Origin of the sequence: Stenotrophomonas maltophilia group sp. Smal32, from assembly GCF_030237085.1 — a bacterium.
GTDB lineage: Bacteria > Pseudomonadota > Gammaproteobacteria > Xanthomonadales > Xanthomonadaceae > Stenotrophomonas > Stenotrophomonas maltophilia_Q.
In genome coordinates this window covers 1-15,354 of record NZ_JASJSI010000096.1, presented here as the reverse complement: position 1 = coordinate 15,354, position 15,354 = coordinate 1, and the positions used below count along the sequence as shown (strand labels likewise).

Sequence of the window (15,354 nt, the reverse complement as noted above, 5' to 3'; positions counted from 1 at the left end):
TTTGTTTTAAGCGTGGGCTGTTTCCCGCTAAAACTCGGGATGTGAATATACTATACCCTTTTACCATATGCGGTTATGGGCGGAGGTGTGGGATAGGTGACTCGCCCGCAAGCCCCGAACTTGAAAACCCCGGAGGTACCTTGGGGCGGGGTGGTGGAGGGTGTTTTGGAGTAGCGCGGGCCGAGCCCCGGGGAGCACCGGGGGGGCTGGGAGCCGCGGGGCTGGCCCGGCCGCTACCCCTCAGATCACCGTATGCTCTTGCGGGTGAACAGGTTGACGATCGCCAGCAGGATCACCGCACCGATCAGCGAGAACAGGAAGGTGCGGAGGGTGATCGCTTCGTTGATGCCGCCGCCGAACAGCCAGCCGGAAATCAGCGCGCCGACGATGCCGACCACGATATTGAGGATGATGCCCTGCTGGGCATCGCGCTTCATGATGATGCTGGCCAGCCAGCCTACGATGCCGCCGACGATCAGCCAGATGATGATACCCATGATCGAACCTCCGGTGGGGAACTGTGACCAGTTGACGCGCACGGCCGTGAACCCGTCGTGCAATTGCGTGATGGGCGCGTGCGGATGAGCCTGCCAGCCACCCTCGACGGCCCGTGGCGCTTCGGTCCGGTGACGGTCTGGCGCTGCCCGCACGTGCCGGGTCACCGCGGTGAACCGCAGGCGCGGCAGGTGCTGGCGCAGGCATTGGGTGCCGACCCCGAGACGCTGCCGCTGGTCCGCGATGACAAGGGCCGGCCGGAACTGAGCGGCGCACTGGCGCACTACGGCACCGGCTGGAGCCACAGCGGCGAGGTGCTGCTGGTCGCGCTGGGTGAAGGCGTGCGGTTGGGCGTGGACCTGGAACTGCTGCGGCCGCGCGCGCGGCTGCTGGAAATCGTGCAGCGCTTCTTCCACCCCGCCGAGGTGGCCTGGCTGGAGAGCCTGGACGAGGCCGGCCGCGAGCACTGGTTCTTCCGCGTGTGGTGCGCCAAGGAAGCGATGCTGAAAGCGCACGGGCAGGGCATCTCGTTCGGCCTGCACCGCCTGCAGCTGGCGCCAGGGGCCGATGGCGCCCTGCACCTGCGCTGGTGCGACCCGGAACTGGGCGAGGCCGCGCGCTGGCATCTACATGAGTGGCAGGCCACCGGGCAGTTCCGCGCCGCATTGGCCTGGTATCCGCACTGAAGCGGGGAATCGGCGTGCAAAACCGGCGATAATGCTGGCATGAGCGAACACCCACTTCCCGCCAGCGTGGCCGCCACGCTGGAACAGGGCCTGGCCAGCATGGGCCTGGACGCCGCACTGGCGCCGCCGCTGCTGCGCTATCTGGCCCTGCTGCACCGCTGGAACGGCACCTACAACCTCACCGCCATCCGCGATCCGCAGGAGATGGTCACCCGCCACCTGCTCGATTCGCTGGCGATGCAGCCGTTCGTGGACGATGGCAGCCTGGCCGACCTCGGTACCGGCCCCGGGCTGCCCGGCATCCCGCTGGCGATCGCCTGCCCGGGCCTGCAGGTCACCCTGGTCGAGAGCAACGGCAAGAAGGCGCGCTTCATGCGCGAAGCCGTGCGCCAGCTCGGCCTGGACAACGCCCGCGTGGCCGAATCGCGCGCCGAGGCCCTGGACGAGGCCGGTCGCTACGACCAGCTGACCGCGCGCGCGATGGACACCCTGGCCGGCATCGTCCGTGTCGGTGGCCATCTGCTGCGCCCCGGTGGCGTACTGCTGGCCATGAAGGGCGTCTATCCCCATGAGGAGATCGCGGAGCTGCCGGCTGGCTGGCAGGTGCGCGAGGTGACCCCGCTGAGCGTGCCCGGCCTGGCCGGCGAACGCCACCTGGTCACTGTTACAGGCCCCTGATTGCCATCGCCAGCCCCTTGTGGAACAAGAGGTTGGCGATTCACGATTTCCGCCCGGGGCCGGTTGTACGCATAATGACCGGTCCCAACCATCCGTCGACGAGGCACACCTGCATGGCCCGCATCATCGCCATCGCCAACCAGAAGGGTGGCGTCGGCAAGACCACGACCGCCGTCAACCTGGCCGCTTCCCTGGCCAACGCCCCCAAGCGCGTGCTGCTGGTCGACCTGGACTCGCAGGGCAACGCGACCATGGGCAGCGGCGTGGACAAGCGTGAGCTGGCCGCTTCCACCTGTGATCTGCTGCTGGGCGAGAACAGCGCCGCCGATGTGCGCGTGCAGACTGCCGAAGGCTACGACCTGCTGCCGGGCAACATCGACCTGACCGCCGCCGAAATCCAGCTGATGGGCCAGAGCGAGCGCGAGCAGCGCCTGAAGCGCGCGCTGGCGCCGATCCGCGACGAATACGACTACATCCTGATCGACTGCCCGCCGGCGCTGTCGCTGCTGACGCTCAACGCGCTGGCCGCCGCCGATTCGGTGATCGTGCCGATGCAGTGCGAGTACTACGCACTGGAAGGCCTGAGCGCGCTGGTGGAAACCATCGAAGCGCTGCGCACCAGCCTGAACCCGGCGCTGGAGATCGAAGGCGTGCTGCGCACCATGTTCGATGTGCGCAACAACCTGGCCAACGCGGTGTCGGCCGAGCTCACCGAGCACTTCGGCGACCGCGTGTTCCGCACCATCGTGCCGCGCAACGTGCGCCTGGCCGAAGCGCCCAGCCATGGCCAGAGCATCGTCGGCTATGACCGCGCCTCGCGCGGTGGCGTGGCCTACCTGGGCCTGGCCGGCGAGATCATCCGCCGCAACAACGAACGCAACAAGGCCGCCAAGGCCGTGGAGACCGTCTGATGACCAGCAGCAAGCCGGCAGCCAAGAAGCGGGGCCTCGGCCGTGGCCTGGATGCGCTGCTGGGCCCGAAGGGCGCGGTCAGCCAGGTGCAGGCCACCACCGCAGTGATCGAGCCGCTGCCGGGTGAGGTGCTGCGCAAGCTGGCGGTGGGCCAGCTGCAGCCGGGCAAGTACCAGCCGCGCCGCGAGATGGACGAGGGCAAGCTGTCCGAGCTGGCCGACTCGATCAAGTCGCAGGGCGTGATCCAGCCGATCCTGGTGCGCCAGCTGCCGGCGGGCAACTACGAAATCGTCGCCGGTGAACGCCGTTGGCGCGCTTCGCAGCTGGCCGGCCTGGACGAAGTGCCGGTGGTGGTGCGCGAGCTGGAAGACCGCACCGTCATCGCGATGGCGCTGATCGAGAACATCCAGCGCGAAGACCTCAACCCGCTGGAAGAAGCCGAGGCGCTGCAGCGCCTGATCAGCGAGTTCACCCTCACCCACGCCGAGGCCGCCGAGGCCGTTGGCCGCTCGCGTGCGGCGGTGTCCAACCTGCTGCGCCTGCTGGAGCTGCCGGTGGCCATCCGCCTGCTGCTGGAAACGCGCCGCCTTGAAATGGGCCACGCCCGCGCGCTGCTGACCCTGGCCCCCGAGTTGGCCGGCAAGCTGGCGCAGGAAGCGGCCGATGAGGGCTGGTCGGTGCGCGAGGTCGAGCGCCGTGCGCAGGCCTTTGCGGCCGGCAAAGTACCCAGCAACCGCCCGGTGGCCACGCCGAAGGTGCAGCAGGCCGACATCGCCTCGCTGGAAACCGAACTGTCCGAATCGCTCGGCGCCAAGGTGGCGATCAACCACGGCCGCGGCGGCAAGGGCAAGCTGATCATCCACTACACCGACCTGGACACCCTGGACGGCGTGCTGGAAAAGCTGCGTACGCGCCAGGGCTGAGCCTGGCGTAGCGACAGGGGGGCGGCCTGTTCCTGCCGCGTCCCTTCATCAACGACAGGGAACGCACCGCCGCGCCGGGGGATGCACGGCTCTCCGGTCTGTGGCTTCATCCAGGGAGCAGGACATGAGCAACGCCTTCGACGACGTCAGCCCGGGCGGCAGCCCGATCATGGTGCACAGCCGCCAGAAAGACTTCAGCCCCGCGCAGGGCGAAGCACACATCGAGGCGATCAGCGCCCACATCGAGCGCCATCTCGGCCCGGTTTCCGGTGTCTTCCACGAAATCATCTCCGACCTGGTGCACATCGACGTGCATGTGGTGCCGGCCAATGACCAGTTCCCGTACCTGCGCCTGGTCACCTCCGGCATGAGCGACCTGCCGATGACCGTGCCAGCGGAAGTGGATGCGGACGTGCCGCGCTACATGGAGCTGATGGTGACCCTGCCGGCCGACTGGCCGATCTCCCAGGACGCCTTCGAGGACGAGCGCAACTACTGGCCGGTGCGCCTGCTGAAGGGCATGGCGCGGCTGCCGCACGAGTACGACACCTGGCTGGGCTTCGGCCACACCATTCCCAACGGCCATCCCAGCGAGCCCTACGCGCCGGGCGTGGGCTTCGACGGTGCCATCGTGCTGCCGCCGGTGACCACCCCGGAAGAATTCGCCACGCTGGAACTGGACGACGGCAAGACCATCAGCTTCATGAGCCTGGTCCCGCTGTATCCGGAAGAGATGGACCTGAAGCTGAAGAAGGGCGCCGAGGCGCTGCTCGACCGCTTCGATGCGAAGAAGATCCAGGATGTGATCGAACCCGGCCGCAGCAACGTAGCCAAGAAGCGTTTCGGGCTGTTCTGAGCCCGCAGCGTATCCTCTGCACCTGTACTCATTGATTTCCAGGCAACTGCAATGACCATCCTGCTCACCGGCGCTGCCGGCTTCATCGGTGCCTATACCGCCCGCGCGCTGCTGGAGGCGGGCCAGCCGGTGGTCGGCCTGGACAACTTCAACGACTACTACGACCCGCAGATCAAGCGCGACCGCGTCGCCGCGCTGTGCCCGGCGCTGGACCTGCGCACGCTGGACCTGACCGACCGCGACGGCCTGGCCGCGCTGTTCGATCAAGTGCAGCCGACCGCAGTGATCCACCTGGCCGCGCAGGCCGGCGTGCGCTATTCGCTGGAAAACCCGCAGGCCTACGTTGACAGCAACCTGGTCGGCTTCGTCAACATGCTGGAACTGTGCCGTCATCGCGGCGTGCAGCACCTGGTGTATGCCTCCAGCAGTTCGGTGTACGGCGATTCGGCCACGCCGCCGTTCTCCGAAGACCAGCGCGTGGACCAGCCGCGCTCGCTGTACGCGGCGACCAAGGCGGCCAATGAGCTGATGGCCTACACCTACGCGCAGCTGTACGGCCTGCATGCCACCGGCCTGCGCTTCTTCACCGTGTATGGCCCGTGGGGCCGGCCGGACATGGCACCGCTGCTGTTCTCGCGCGCGGTGCTGGCCGGGCGCCCCATCGACGTGTTCAACGAAGGCCGCATGCAGCGCGATTTCACACATGTCTCCGACATTGTGTCCGGTATCCTCGGCGCCCTCGCGCATCCGGCCGACGGCCCGGTGCCGCACCGGGTGTTCAACCTCGGCAACCATACGCCGGTCGAGCTGGAGCGCTTCATCAGCGTCATCGAGCAGGCCGCCGGCCGCCCCGCGCAGAAGGTCTACAAGCCCATGCAGCCCGGCGACATGGTGCGCACGATGGCCGATACCCGGCGCGCACATGACGCTTTCGGCTTCGATGCGGTGACCCCGATCGAAGAAGGCCTGCCGCCTGTGGTGCAGTGGTGCCGCGAGTATTTTGGCGATCGCGCCTGAGGATGGATCCTCACGCCACGGGGTTCATCTTCGGATAACCTCGGTTTCGGAGAATGCGCGCTCTTTGTCCCCCCTTGGCCGAGTGCCTTATGAGCCAACCCGAGCTTTCCGTTGTCGTTCCGGTGTTCAACGAGCGTGACAACGTCGCCCCGCTGGTCGCTGAAATCACCGCCGCGCTGCGCGGCCGGCTGCCGTTCGAGATCGTCTACATCGACGACCACTCGCGCGATGACACCCTGGCCGTGCTGCAGGGCCTGAAGGCGACCACGCCGGAACTGCGGGTGCTGCACCACGTGAACCAGAGCGGGCAGAGCACCGCCGTGCGCACCGGCGTCAAGCACGCGCGCGCACCGTGGATCGCCACCCTCGATGGTGACGGCCAGAACGATCCGGCCGATATTCCCAAGCTGCTGGCCGCGCGCGATGCCGCCGAGGCCCAGGTGAAGCTGTTCGCCGGCTGGCGCGTCAACCGCCAGGACAGCGGCAGCAAGCGCTGGGCCAGCCGCTGGGCCAACGCCATCCGCGCGCGCATGCTGCGCGACGATACCCCCGATACCGGCTGCGGCATCAAGCTGTTCGAGCGCAGCGCGTTCCTCGACCTGCCGTACTTCGACCACATGCACCGCTACCTGCCGGCGCTGATGCAGCGCGCCGGCTGGAAGACCACCAGCGTGCCGGTCAACCACCGTCACCGCACCGCAGGCGTGTCCAAGTACAACAACCTCGGTCGCGCGCTGGTCGGCATCCGCGACCTGCGCGGCGTGGCGTGGCTGATCACCCGCAGCAAGCGCACCGCGGTGGAGGAGCGTTGATGGATCTGGAGCTGCACTGGCTGGACCAGCCGTTGACCTGGCTGTACTGGACCGGCCTGCATGTGACCGGCTGGAAGCTGATCGGTTATACCGGCGCGCTGATGTTCGGCGGCCGCTGGCTGGTCCAGTTCATTGCCTCCAAGCGCGCCGGCAAGCCGGTCATCCCGCGCCTGTTCTGGTACATGAGCGTGATCGGCAGCCTGATGACGCTGAGCTATTTCCTGTTCTCGGCCAAGCAGGACTCGGTAGGCGTGCTGCAGAACCTGTTCCCGGCGTTCACCGCGCTGTACAGCCTGCACCTGGACATCAAGCACCGCGGCTGGAAGCGCGACAGGGCCGGCCACTGAGGGCCCCGGGTAGGGCTTGGGGTCGGATCCCTTTCCGCAGGAAAGGGCTCTGACCCCATCAGGATCCCCGGCGCATCCACGCATGGCGTGGATCTACGGCATGTTCGTTGGTAGCGCCGGGCCATGCCCGGCGGATGTATCTTTTCCGCGCTGCGCGCTCGCGGGGCATGGCCCCGCGCTACCACGCGCCTCCGGCGCTTGGGTCCCGGCCTGCGGCCGGTTCCCGGCCCTGCCTGCGTTGCAGGCAGGACCTTCGTCCCATGCCACCGGCGGTGGGGGGTGCCATGATCGGGGTCTGCCTTCCCGGGAACCTGTGCTCGTGAAAACCCGTCTTGCCGTTGCCCTGCTGATCGCCCTGTCCGCCCCCGCCGTGGCCCTGGCCGCGCCGCCCGCCGCCGCGCCGGCCAGCGTCGCCACCGAATCGCCTGCCGATGCCGCCTTCCGCGCACTGTATGAGAAGGAATGGAAATGGCGCCAGCAAGGCGGCGGCGAGGCCAGCGAGGACGAAGACGCCCCGGCCAACGCCACCCGCATGCCCGACGTCGGCCCGGCCGCGCAGCAGGCGCGCCTGAAGGTCTGGGATGAAACCCTGGCCGCATTGAAGAAGATCGATCCGAAGACGCTCTCGCCCGACAACCAGGTCAACTACGCGATCTACCACGACCAGGTGTTCAACCTGGCCGAGGAAGTGCGCCTGCGCGGCTATGAGATGCCGTTCAACGCCGACTCCTCGTTCTGGTCCAACCTGTCCTTCATGGCGCGGCGCGAGATGAAGACCGTGCAGGACTACCAGAACTACATCGCACGCTTGAATGACGTACCGCGCTACTTCGGTCAGCAGACCGAGAACATGCGCGCCGGCCTGAAGCGTGGTTTCAGCGTGCCGCGTGCGGTGCTCGATGGCCGCGAGGTGTCCATCGCCACCGTCGCCGAGCTGAAGGACCCGACCGAATCGCCGCTGTATGCGCCGTTCAAGAAGCTGCCCAATACTGTTCCGGCCGCCGAACAGGCCAGGCTGCAGGCGCAGGCGCGCGCGGCGATCAGCGGCAAGGTGGTGCCGGCGTTCCAGCAGCTGCGCACCTTCTTCGTCAGCGAGTACGTGCCGCAGGCGCGCACCACCCTGGCCGCCGAAGCGATGCCCGATGGCAAGGCGTACTACAAGCAGCAGATCCACGAATACACCACGCTGGACCTGTCGCCTGACGAGATCCACCGCATCGGCCTGGAGGAAGTCGCACGCATCCAGGGCGAGATGAACGACATCATCAAGCAGGTGAAGTTCAAGGGCAGCTTCGCCGAGTTCCTGACCTTCCTGCGTACCGATCCACAGTTCTATGCCAAGACGCCGGAAGAGCTGCTGTCGCGTGCTGCGTGGATCTCCAAGCGCGCCGATGGCCAGCTCGGCAAGTACATGACGCTGCCGCGCGCGCGCTTCACCATCGTGCCGGTACCGCCGGATATCGCGCCGTTCTGGACTGCCGGCCGTGGTGGCATGGGCACCTACTGGCTCAATACCTACAACCTGCCATCGCGCCCGCTGTACAACCTGCCGGCGCTGACCCTGCATGAATCCGATCCGGGCCACGCGCTGCAGGGCGCCATCGCCGCCGAGCAGAAGAACCTGCCCGAGTTCCGCCGCAACGCCTACATCTCCGCCTATGGCGAAGGCTGGGCGCTGTACTGCGAGAAGCTGGGCGTGGAGATGGGCATCTACGAAACCCCGTACGAGGATTTCGGCCGCCTGACCTACGAAATGTGGCGTGCGGCGCGCCTGGTGATCGACACCGGCGTGCACAGCAAGGGCTGGACCCGCGAGCAGGCGCTGGCCTACCTGCGCGACCACACCGCGCTGAGCGAGCATGAAGTGACCACCGAAGTGGATCGCTACATCTCCTGGCCGGGCCAGGCGCTGAGCTACAAGCTGGGCGAGATCGCCATCGTGCGCCTGCGTGCGCAGGCCGAGAAGGAGCTGGGCGACAAGTTCGACATCAAGGGTTTCCACGACACCCTGCTGAAGCAGGGCTCGGTGCCGCTGCCGGTGCTGGAACAACAGATCCAGGCCTACATCGCCGAACGCAAGAAGGCCTGACCGTCGTGTGATCGGGTCAGAGCCCCGCCCGAAGGGCGGGGATCCGACCCTGTCACGGGGTCGGATCCCTTTCCCCCGGAAAGGGCTCCGACCCCCTCTCAGCTCACCCCACCGCCCGCGGCTTGGCCACGCGCGCCGCAAACGTCGGCAGCACCAGCAGGGTCAGCACGGTAGCCGTGATCAAGCCACCGATCACCACCGTCGCCAGCGGCTTCTGCACTTCCGCACCGGAACCGCTGGCAATTGCCATCGGAATGAAGCCGACGATCGCCACCAGCGCCGTGGTCAGCACCGCGCGGATGCGGCTGGAAGCACCGTTGATCGCCGCCTGCAGCGGCAGGTCGCCGGCATCCAGGCGTTCGCGGATCGCCTGCATCAGCACCAGGCCGTTCAAGGTCGCCACGCCGGAGACGGCGATGAAGCCGACCGCCGCCGACACCGAGAACGGCATGCCACGCAGCAGCAGCGCGAGGATGCCGCCGACCAGCGCCAACGGCACGCAGCTGAACACCAGAATGGCTTCCTTGCCGCTGCGCAGGGCCATGAACAGCAGGCTGCCGATCAGCAGGAACACCACCGGCACCACCGTCGCCAGCCGCTTCTCCGCGCGCTGCAGGTTCTCGAACTGGCCGCCCCAGGTCAGGTAGGCGCCCGGTGGCAGCGCCACATCGGCCACGGCGGCCTGCGCCTCGCCGACGAAGCCACCCAGGTCGCGCCCACGCACGTTGGCCTGCACCACCACGCGGCGGCTGCCGTTGTTGCGGCTGATCTGGTTCGGTCCTTCGCTGACCGTGATGCGGGCCACCGACGACAGTGGAATCACCAGTCCCGACGGCGTGGCGATCGGCAGTGACGCCAGCTGGTCCGGATCGTTGCGCGAGGCATCGTCCAGGCGCACCACCACGTTGAAGCGGCGATCCCCTTCGAAGATCTTGCCGGCCGTGGTACCGCCGATGCCGGTGGACAGTGCATCACTCACATCCGCGGCGGTCAGCCCGTACTGCGCCGCCGCCACGTGGTCGATCGCCACGTTCAGTGTGGGCAGGCCGGAGATCTGTTCCACCCGCACGTCGGCCGCGCCATCCACCGCACGCAGCTTCAGTGCCACCTGGTCGGCCACCTTCTGCAGCTGGCTGAAGTCATCGCCGAAGATCATCACCGCCAGATCGGTACGCACGCCGGAAATCAGCTCGTTGAAGCGCAGCTCGATCGGCTGGCTGAACTCGAAACTGTTGCCCAGCTGTTGCCCGGCCAGCGCTTCGAAACGCGCTACCAGTTCGTCCTTGGCGAGCTTCGGATCGGGCCAGTCCTTGCGCGGCTTCAGCACGATCACGCTGTCGGAGATGTTGGTCGGCATCGGGTCGATCGCCGCCTCGGCGGTACCGGTACGCGAGAACACGGTCTCCACTTCCGGCTGCTTGGCGATCGCCTTCTCCAGTGCCAGCTGCATCGCCAGCGACTGCTCCAGTGAGGTCGACGGCACGCGCAGGGCCTGCATCGCCACGTTGCCTTCGTCCAGCGTCGGCATGAACTCACGGCCCAGCAGCGAGAACGAGCCGATCCCCACCACCACCATCATCACCGCACCGGCCACCACCGTGCGCGGATGCGCCACGGCCTTGCGGATCACCGGTTCGATGCGCGCACGCAGCACGCGGATCAGCCTGGTTTCGTGCTCGCCCTCGTTCGCATGGGCATCGCCGTCCTTCAGCTTCGGCTCGCGCACCAGCAGTGCGGCCATCGCCGGAACGAAAGTGAAAGAGAAGAGGAAGGCACCGACCAGGGCCAGCATGAAGGTCGCCGCCATCGGGTGGAACGTCTTGCCCTCCACGCCTTCCAGGGTGAGGATCGGCGCGAACACCAGCAGGATGATCAGCTGGCCGAACGCCGCCGGTCGCGCCATTTTCATTGCCGAATCGGCGGCCACGCGCAGCCGTTCCATCGCGGTCAACGCACGGCCCAGTTCGGCGCGGCGCTGGCCGAGCATCAGCAGCGTCGATTCGACCACGATCACCGCACCGTCAACCAGGATGCCGAAGTCCAGCGCACCCAGGCTCATCAGGTTGCCGCTGATGCCGAAGCGGTTCATGCCGATCACTGCGAACAGGAACGACAGCGGAATCACCAGCGCGGTGATCGTCGCCGCACGCAGGTTGCCCAGCAGCAGGAACAGCACCACCACCACCAGCAGTGCGCCTTCGGTGAGGTTCTTGGCCACGGTCTTGATGGTGGAATTGACCAGCACGCTGCGGTCCAGCACCGGCGCCGCCACGATGTCGGCCGGCAGCGACTTGTTGACCTGTTCCAGGCGTGCGGCCGCGGCCTGCGCCACGGTGCGGCTGTTGCCACCGGCAATCATCAGCGCGGTGCCCAGCACGGCCTCGTGGCCGTTGCGGCTGGCTGCACCCAGGCGCGGCGCGCGGCTCAGTTCCACGGTGGCCACATCGGCCACGCGCACCACCACGCCATTGCGGGTAGCCACCGGCGCCTGTGCAAGATCCTCGGTGGTCAGCGCCAGGCCATCGGCACGCACCACCAGACCTTCGCCGGCACGCTGCACGAAACCGGCGCCGGCCTGCACGTTGGAACGCTGCAGGGCAGTGACCAGATCGGCCAGGCCGAGGCCGTGCGCGGCCAGCCGCGCGCTGTCCGGATGCACGCCGTATTCCTTGACGTAGCCGCCGACCGTATCGACACCGGCCAGCCCCGGGCTGGAGCGCATCTGCGGCGCAATGATCCAGTCCTGCACGGTACGCAGGTAGGTCGCGCGTTCTTCCGGCGTGCGCAGCAGGTTGCCTTCCGGTGTGCGGTAGACCTCACCGGCCTGCCAGCCGGCTTCACCGGGCTTGGCCAGCTTGGCCGGATCGAACGTAGTGAAGTCCACCGTCCACATCAGCACTTCGCCGAGGCCGGTGGTGACCGGCGACAGCATCGGCGATGCGCCATCGGGCAGGTCATCGGCCGCTTCGCGCATGCGTTCGGCCACCTGCTGGCGTGCGAAGTAGATGTCGGTGGCATCGGTGAAGATCGCGGTGACCTGCGAGAAGCCATTGCGCGACAGCGAACGCGTGGTGGACAGGCCGGGAATGCCGGCCAGCGCGGTTTCCAGCGGGTAGGTCACCTGCCGCTCGATCTGCTCCGGGGTCAGTGCAGGTGCCACCGTATTGATCTGCACCTGGCGGTTGGTGATGTCCGGCACCGCGTCGATCGGCAGCTTGCCCAGCTGGAACAGGCCCACCGCAGCGATCAGCGCCGCCAGGAACACCACCAGCCAGCGGTGGCGCACCGCTGTTTCAATGATCAGCTTGAACATGGTCGCCTCCTCAGTGGCCGTGCTCGGCTTCGCCCTTGGCCAGTTCGGCCTTGAGCAGGAAGGCGTTGGCACCGACGATGCGCTCGTTGCCGCTCAACCCACCGAGGATCTCGATGCGGTCGCCGGCGCGACGCCCGGCCAGCACCGGCTGTGCCTTGAACCCGCCATCGACGGCGACGAACACCGCGCTGCTGCCATCGACGTTCTGCACCGCATCGGCGGGCACGCTGAGCGAACCGTCCTGGCCTTCTGTGACCACCACCGCCGACACCGGCGAACCCGCCGGCGGCAGCGACGCATCCACCGGCGTGGCGCGGATCACCGCCACGCCGCCCTGCTGGCGCACATCGGCGGCCGAGCCGGTGACGGTAGCGGTGAAGCTGCCCCCCGGTACGCTCACTTCCAGCGTCATGCCCGGCGTGACCTGCGCGGCCAGCGCCGGCGGCGCGGTGAACACCAGTTCGTTCATCGCCGGATCGGCGACGTCGGCCACGGCACTGCCGGCGGCGACCACGCCACCCGGGGTGACCTGCACGTTGCCGACGATGCCGGCCACCGGGCTGGTGATGCGCACGCGGCCACTGGCATCGGGCGCACCGTTGGCGGCGGCCTGCGCCTGTGCCGCGGCCGCCTGCGCCTGTGCCGCCAGCGATCGGGCGCGCGAGGCTTCCATTTCCTGGCGCGCGACCACGCCCTGGTCGACCAGCGCCTTGTCGCGGCCATAGGCCAGGCGTGCGGCCTCGGCTTCGGCCGATGCGGCCAGCGCATTGGCACGGAACACCGCCGCCTCGCCGCTGACCACGATGGCCAGTGCCTGGTTCTGCTTCACCGCGGTGCCCGGTGCAACCAGCACGCGTTCGACGCGGCCGGTCACCGTGGAGGCTACCGAGGCACGCGCACCGACCGAGGGCTCGACCCGGCCTGCGAGGCGGGTGGAACCGCCACCGCCGCGACCGACGGCAACCACTTCGATACCGGAGGCCTTGATCTGCTCCGGGGTCAGCTGCACCACGCCTTCATCGGCGTCCGCCGGTGCCTTCGCGGTTTCTGCCTTGGCTTCCTTGCTGTCGGCGGCGTGGCCGTGGCCATCGTCGGTGCCGGCCTTGGCCGCAGCGGGATCTTCATTCGCCGGCGTCTGCGCGTTGCCGGCGCAGCCAGCCAGGAACACGGTCAGCAGGAGGCCGCCGATCAGGGGAAAGGAACGGGAGAGAGTCATGGGGCCTCCACAAAAGGTGCGCGCCCTTCCAGGCGGGCAAGATCGATTTCCGCGCCGACGCGCGACAGGCGCGCATCCACGGCGGTGCCGCGGGCGGCGATGAGGGCGCTGCGCGTGCTGCGCAGTTCCAGCTGCGAGATGCGTCCGGCGTCGAAGCCGATGCGTGCGAGGCGATAGGCCTCTTCGGCGGCGACCACGCTTTCATCGGCGGCGCGGGTACGGCTGCCGGCGGCCTTCAGACCGGCCACGGCGGACAGGCGCTCGGCCTCGCTGTCGCGACGCTGCTGGTCCAGGCGCGCTTCGGCCGCGCGCTGGTCGGCGTTGGCGGCGCGGATGCCGCCACGGTTACGGTCGAACAACGGGATGCTGAGGCTGAGCCCGAGGTTGTAGGCACGCTCGCCGCCTTCGCGGAAGCGGGTCTGCGCGGCGGTGACGCTGAGGTCGGGCAGGGCGCGCTTGCGCTCCACGTCCACCAGCTTGCCCGCCGCATCGGCTTCGGCTTCGGCGATGCGCACTGCCAGTGCGGTATCGGTGGCCCCGCGCGGCAGCGGTGGCACGCGATCGAGCAGGCTGTTGTCGATCGACTGCACCGGCGCATCCAGCAGCGCGGTGCCGGCCAGGCGTGCGAGTGCGGCATCGCGGAAGGCCTGTGCCTCATCCAGCGCGGCGCTGGCGTTGGCCACTTCGCTCTGCGCCTGCACCGCGCGCAGCTGCGGTTCGCGGCCTTGCTTGACCATCGCATTGACGGCAGCCGCATCGTCGCGGGTCAGGGTCAACGCTTCGCCGGCGAGGGCGTAACGACGCAATGCACTTTCCGCCTGTGCGTAGACCGCCGCCAGTTGGCTGGCGACATCACTGCGGCTCTGCGAACCACGCAGGGCAGCGGCTTGTGCCTCGGCCCGGGCGGCACGAACGCGCGCGCCACGCTGGCCCCAGACCTCCAGCGGCTGGGACAGGGTGAGCACGGTATCGGCCTTGCCCATGCCACGGTAGGTGCCGGAGCCCCAGGCATTCTCGGCCGACCAGGAAAGGGAGGGATTGGGCAGCGCACGGGCCTGGTCGGCGCGCGCATCGGCGGCCTCGGCCAGTGCCGTACCCACACGGGTGCCGGGCAGCTGGTCCAGGCGTTCAAGCAGGGTGTCGTAGGAGGGGGCGGCTTGCGCCATCACCGATGCCGCCGGGGCCAGGCCCAGCAGCACAGCGACGACCAGCCCGGCCGCACGCGGCGACCGAGGTGTCAGGATCGACATAGGGGGATTCCGGTTGTGAGTGAAACGGGAGCCCGCAATCGCGGGACGCGCTCAACTCACGCCCGGGGTGGACGCGTCAATTCATCCTGGGCAACCGCATAGGCCGCCGCATCGCCCGCACTCATCCAGCGCGCCGGCAGCGGCGCCCCGAACGCGGCCAGCGTGTGTGCCGGCAGGCTCAGGTTGGAATGGTGGCAGTGGTTGTGGCCACAGGCACCGACATGCTTGCCGTCGCTGTCGCCATCGGAATCCGGTGCGGACTCCACATGCACCGTGCTGGCATGCGGTTCCACCGTGCACGCCAGCGCGTCGGCCACCGGCACGACCACGAATGCCGCCATCAGCAGCATCAGCAGGGTCGAACGGAGGTGGCGGGTGATCCAGCGCATGAAGGGGAGGCTAGCAAGCGGTTTTCGCCGGATACAATATCAATGGCCGCTTCGGGAATTCGTCGGAATCTCCCGTTCAGGTGGGGCGGGCCTTTCGGCCCACCGGGCTGCGCTTCTGTAGAGCCGAGCCCATGCTCGGCTGCCTTTTGCAGATCAGCCGAGCGTGGGCTCGGCTCTAAATCGCACGTCAAGGCACCTTACCGCAAAACATTAACTACAAATTGAAAACAAAAAACCAAGTTAACCCCCTAACGGTCAAGGTCCGGTTCGGGGCCTCGCCCCAAAAATCAGGCACCATACCCCACGGCTTATAGAATTTTTTATATTGCTAGACCACGAAAAACGTCAACTCCATCAAGTTAATCGTACTTC

The 15,354-nt window shown here is 67.8% G+C and carries 14 protein-coding genes; 9 read left to right on the top strand and 5 right to left on the bottom strand.

Annotated features, from left to right (window positions below):
• Window positions 1-245 precede the first annotated feature (245 nt).
• Window positions 246-497, bottom strand: a complete 252-nt coding sequence (locus QRO91_RS18025; RefSeq protein WP_014648887.1) for a GlsB/YeaQ/YmgE family stress response membrane protein — start codon at window positions 495-497, stop codon at window positions 246-248.
• Between the two features lie 84 nt (window positions 498-581).
• On the opposite strand from QRO91_RS18025, the gene QRO91_RS18020 reads away from it, so the two are divergent.
• From QRO91_RS18020 to QRO91_RS17980, 9 genes are all read left to right on the top strand, one after another.
• Window positions 582-1,181 (top strand): 4'-phosphopantetheinyl transferase superfamily protein, encoded by a 600-nt coding sequence (locus tag QRO91_RS18020; RefSeq protein ID WP_049432114.1) that lies wholly within the window; start codon window positions 582-584, stop codon window positions 1,179-1,181.
• Window positions 1,182-1,220: 39 nt separating this feature from the next.
• Entirely contained in the window at window positions 1,221-1,859 is a 639-nt protein-coding gene (rsmG, locus tag QRO91_RS18015) for a 16S rRNA (guanine(527)-N(7))-methyltransferase RsmG (RefSeq protein ID WP_049432120.1), read from the top strand.
• 113 nt (window positions 1,860-1,972) lie between these two features.
• A complete protein-coding gene (locus QRO91_RS18010) occupies window positions 1,973-2,770 on the top strand; it encodes a ParA family protein (protein WP_005411653.1) in 798 nt (265 codons plus the stop codon).
• Complete coding sequence (locus QRO91_RS18005) at window positions 2,770-3,693, top strand: ParB/RepB/Spo0J family partition protein (protein WP_049432121.1); 924 nt, start codon at window positions 2,770-2,772, stop codon at window positions 3,691-3,693. Before QRO91_RS18010 ends, QRO91_RS18005 begins: the two co-directional genes overlap by 1 nt.
• A gap of 124 nt (window positions 3,694-3,817) precedes the next feature.
• On the top strand, window positions 3,818-4,549 hold the full coding sequence (locus tag QRO91_RS18000) for a suppressor of fused domain protein (RefSeq protein WP_049432122.1): 732 nt from the start codon (window positions 3,818-3,820) through the stop codon (window positions 4,547-4,549).
• Window positions 4,550-4,600: 51 nt separating this feature from the next.
• Entirely contained in the window at window positions 4,601-5,566 is a 966-nt protein-coding gene (locus QRO91_RS17995) for an NAD-dependent epimerase/dehydratase family protein (RefSeq protein ID WP_197651165.1), read from the top strand.
• Window positions 5,567-5,655: 89 nt separating this feature from the next.
• Window positions 5,656-6,378, top strand: a complete 723-nt coding sequence (locus tag QRO91_RS17990) for a glycosyltransferase family 2 protein (RefSeq protein ID WP_049443806.1) — start codon at window positions 5,656-5,658, stop codon at window positions 6,376-6,378.
• Window positions 6,378-6,725, top strand: a complete 348-nt coding sequence (locus QRO91_RS17985; RefSeq protein ID WP_162292564.1) for a lipid-A-disaccharide synthase N-terminal domain-containing protein — start codon at window positions 6,378-6,380, stop codon at window positions 6,723-6,725. Before QRO91_RS17990 ends, QRO91_RS17985 begins: the two co-directional genes overlap by 1 nt.
• A gap of 319 nt (window positions 6,726-7,044) precedes the next feature.
• A complete protein-coding gene (locus QRO91_RS17980) occupies window positions 7,045-8,814 on the top strand; it encodes a DUF885 family protein (RefSeq protein ID WP_049426736.1) in 1,770 nt (589 codons plus the stop codon).
• A gap of 103 nt (window positions 8,815-8,917) precedes the next feature.
• On the opposite strand, the gene QRO91_RS17975 is transcribed toward QRO91_RS17980, so the two are convergent.
• The 4 genes from QRO91_RS17975 to QRO91_RS17960 are packed head-to-tail and all read right to left on the bottom strand — an operon-like array spanning window position 8,918 to window position 14,982.
• Complete coding sequence (locus QRO91_RS17975) at window positions 8,918-12,127, bottom strand: efflux RND transporter permease subunit (protein ID WP_049426735.1); 3,210 nt, start codon at window positions 12,125-12,127, stop codon at window positions 8,918-8,920.
• Between the two features lie 10 nt (window positions 12,128-12,137).
• Complete coding sequence (locus QRO91_RS17970) at window positions 12,138-13,343, bottom strand: efflux RND transporter periplasmic adaptor subunit (RefSeq protein WP_049426734.1); 1,206 nt, start codon at window positions 13,341-13,343, stop codon at window positions 12,138-12,140.
• Window positions 13,340-14,593, bottom strand: coding sequence for a TolC family protein (locus QRO91_RS17965; RefSeq protein ID WP_100443724.1), 1,254 nt, complete (start codon window positions 14,591-14,593; stop codon window positions 13,340-13,342). Before QRO91_RS17965 ends, QRO91_RS17970 begins: the two co-directional genes overlap by 4 nt.
• Window positions 14,594-14,649: 56 nt before the next feature.
• Complete coding sequence (locus tag QRO91_RS17960; protein ID WP_049427242.1) at window positions 14,650-14,982, bottom strand: hypothetical protein; 333 nt, start codon at window positions 14,980-14,982, stop codon at window positions 14,650-14,652.
• Window positions 14,983-15,354 lie beyond the last annotated feature (372 nt).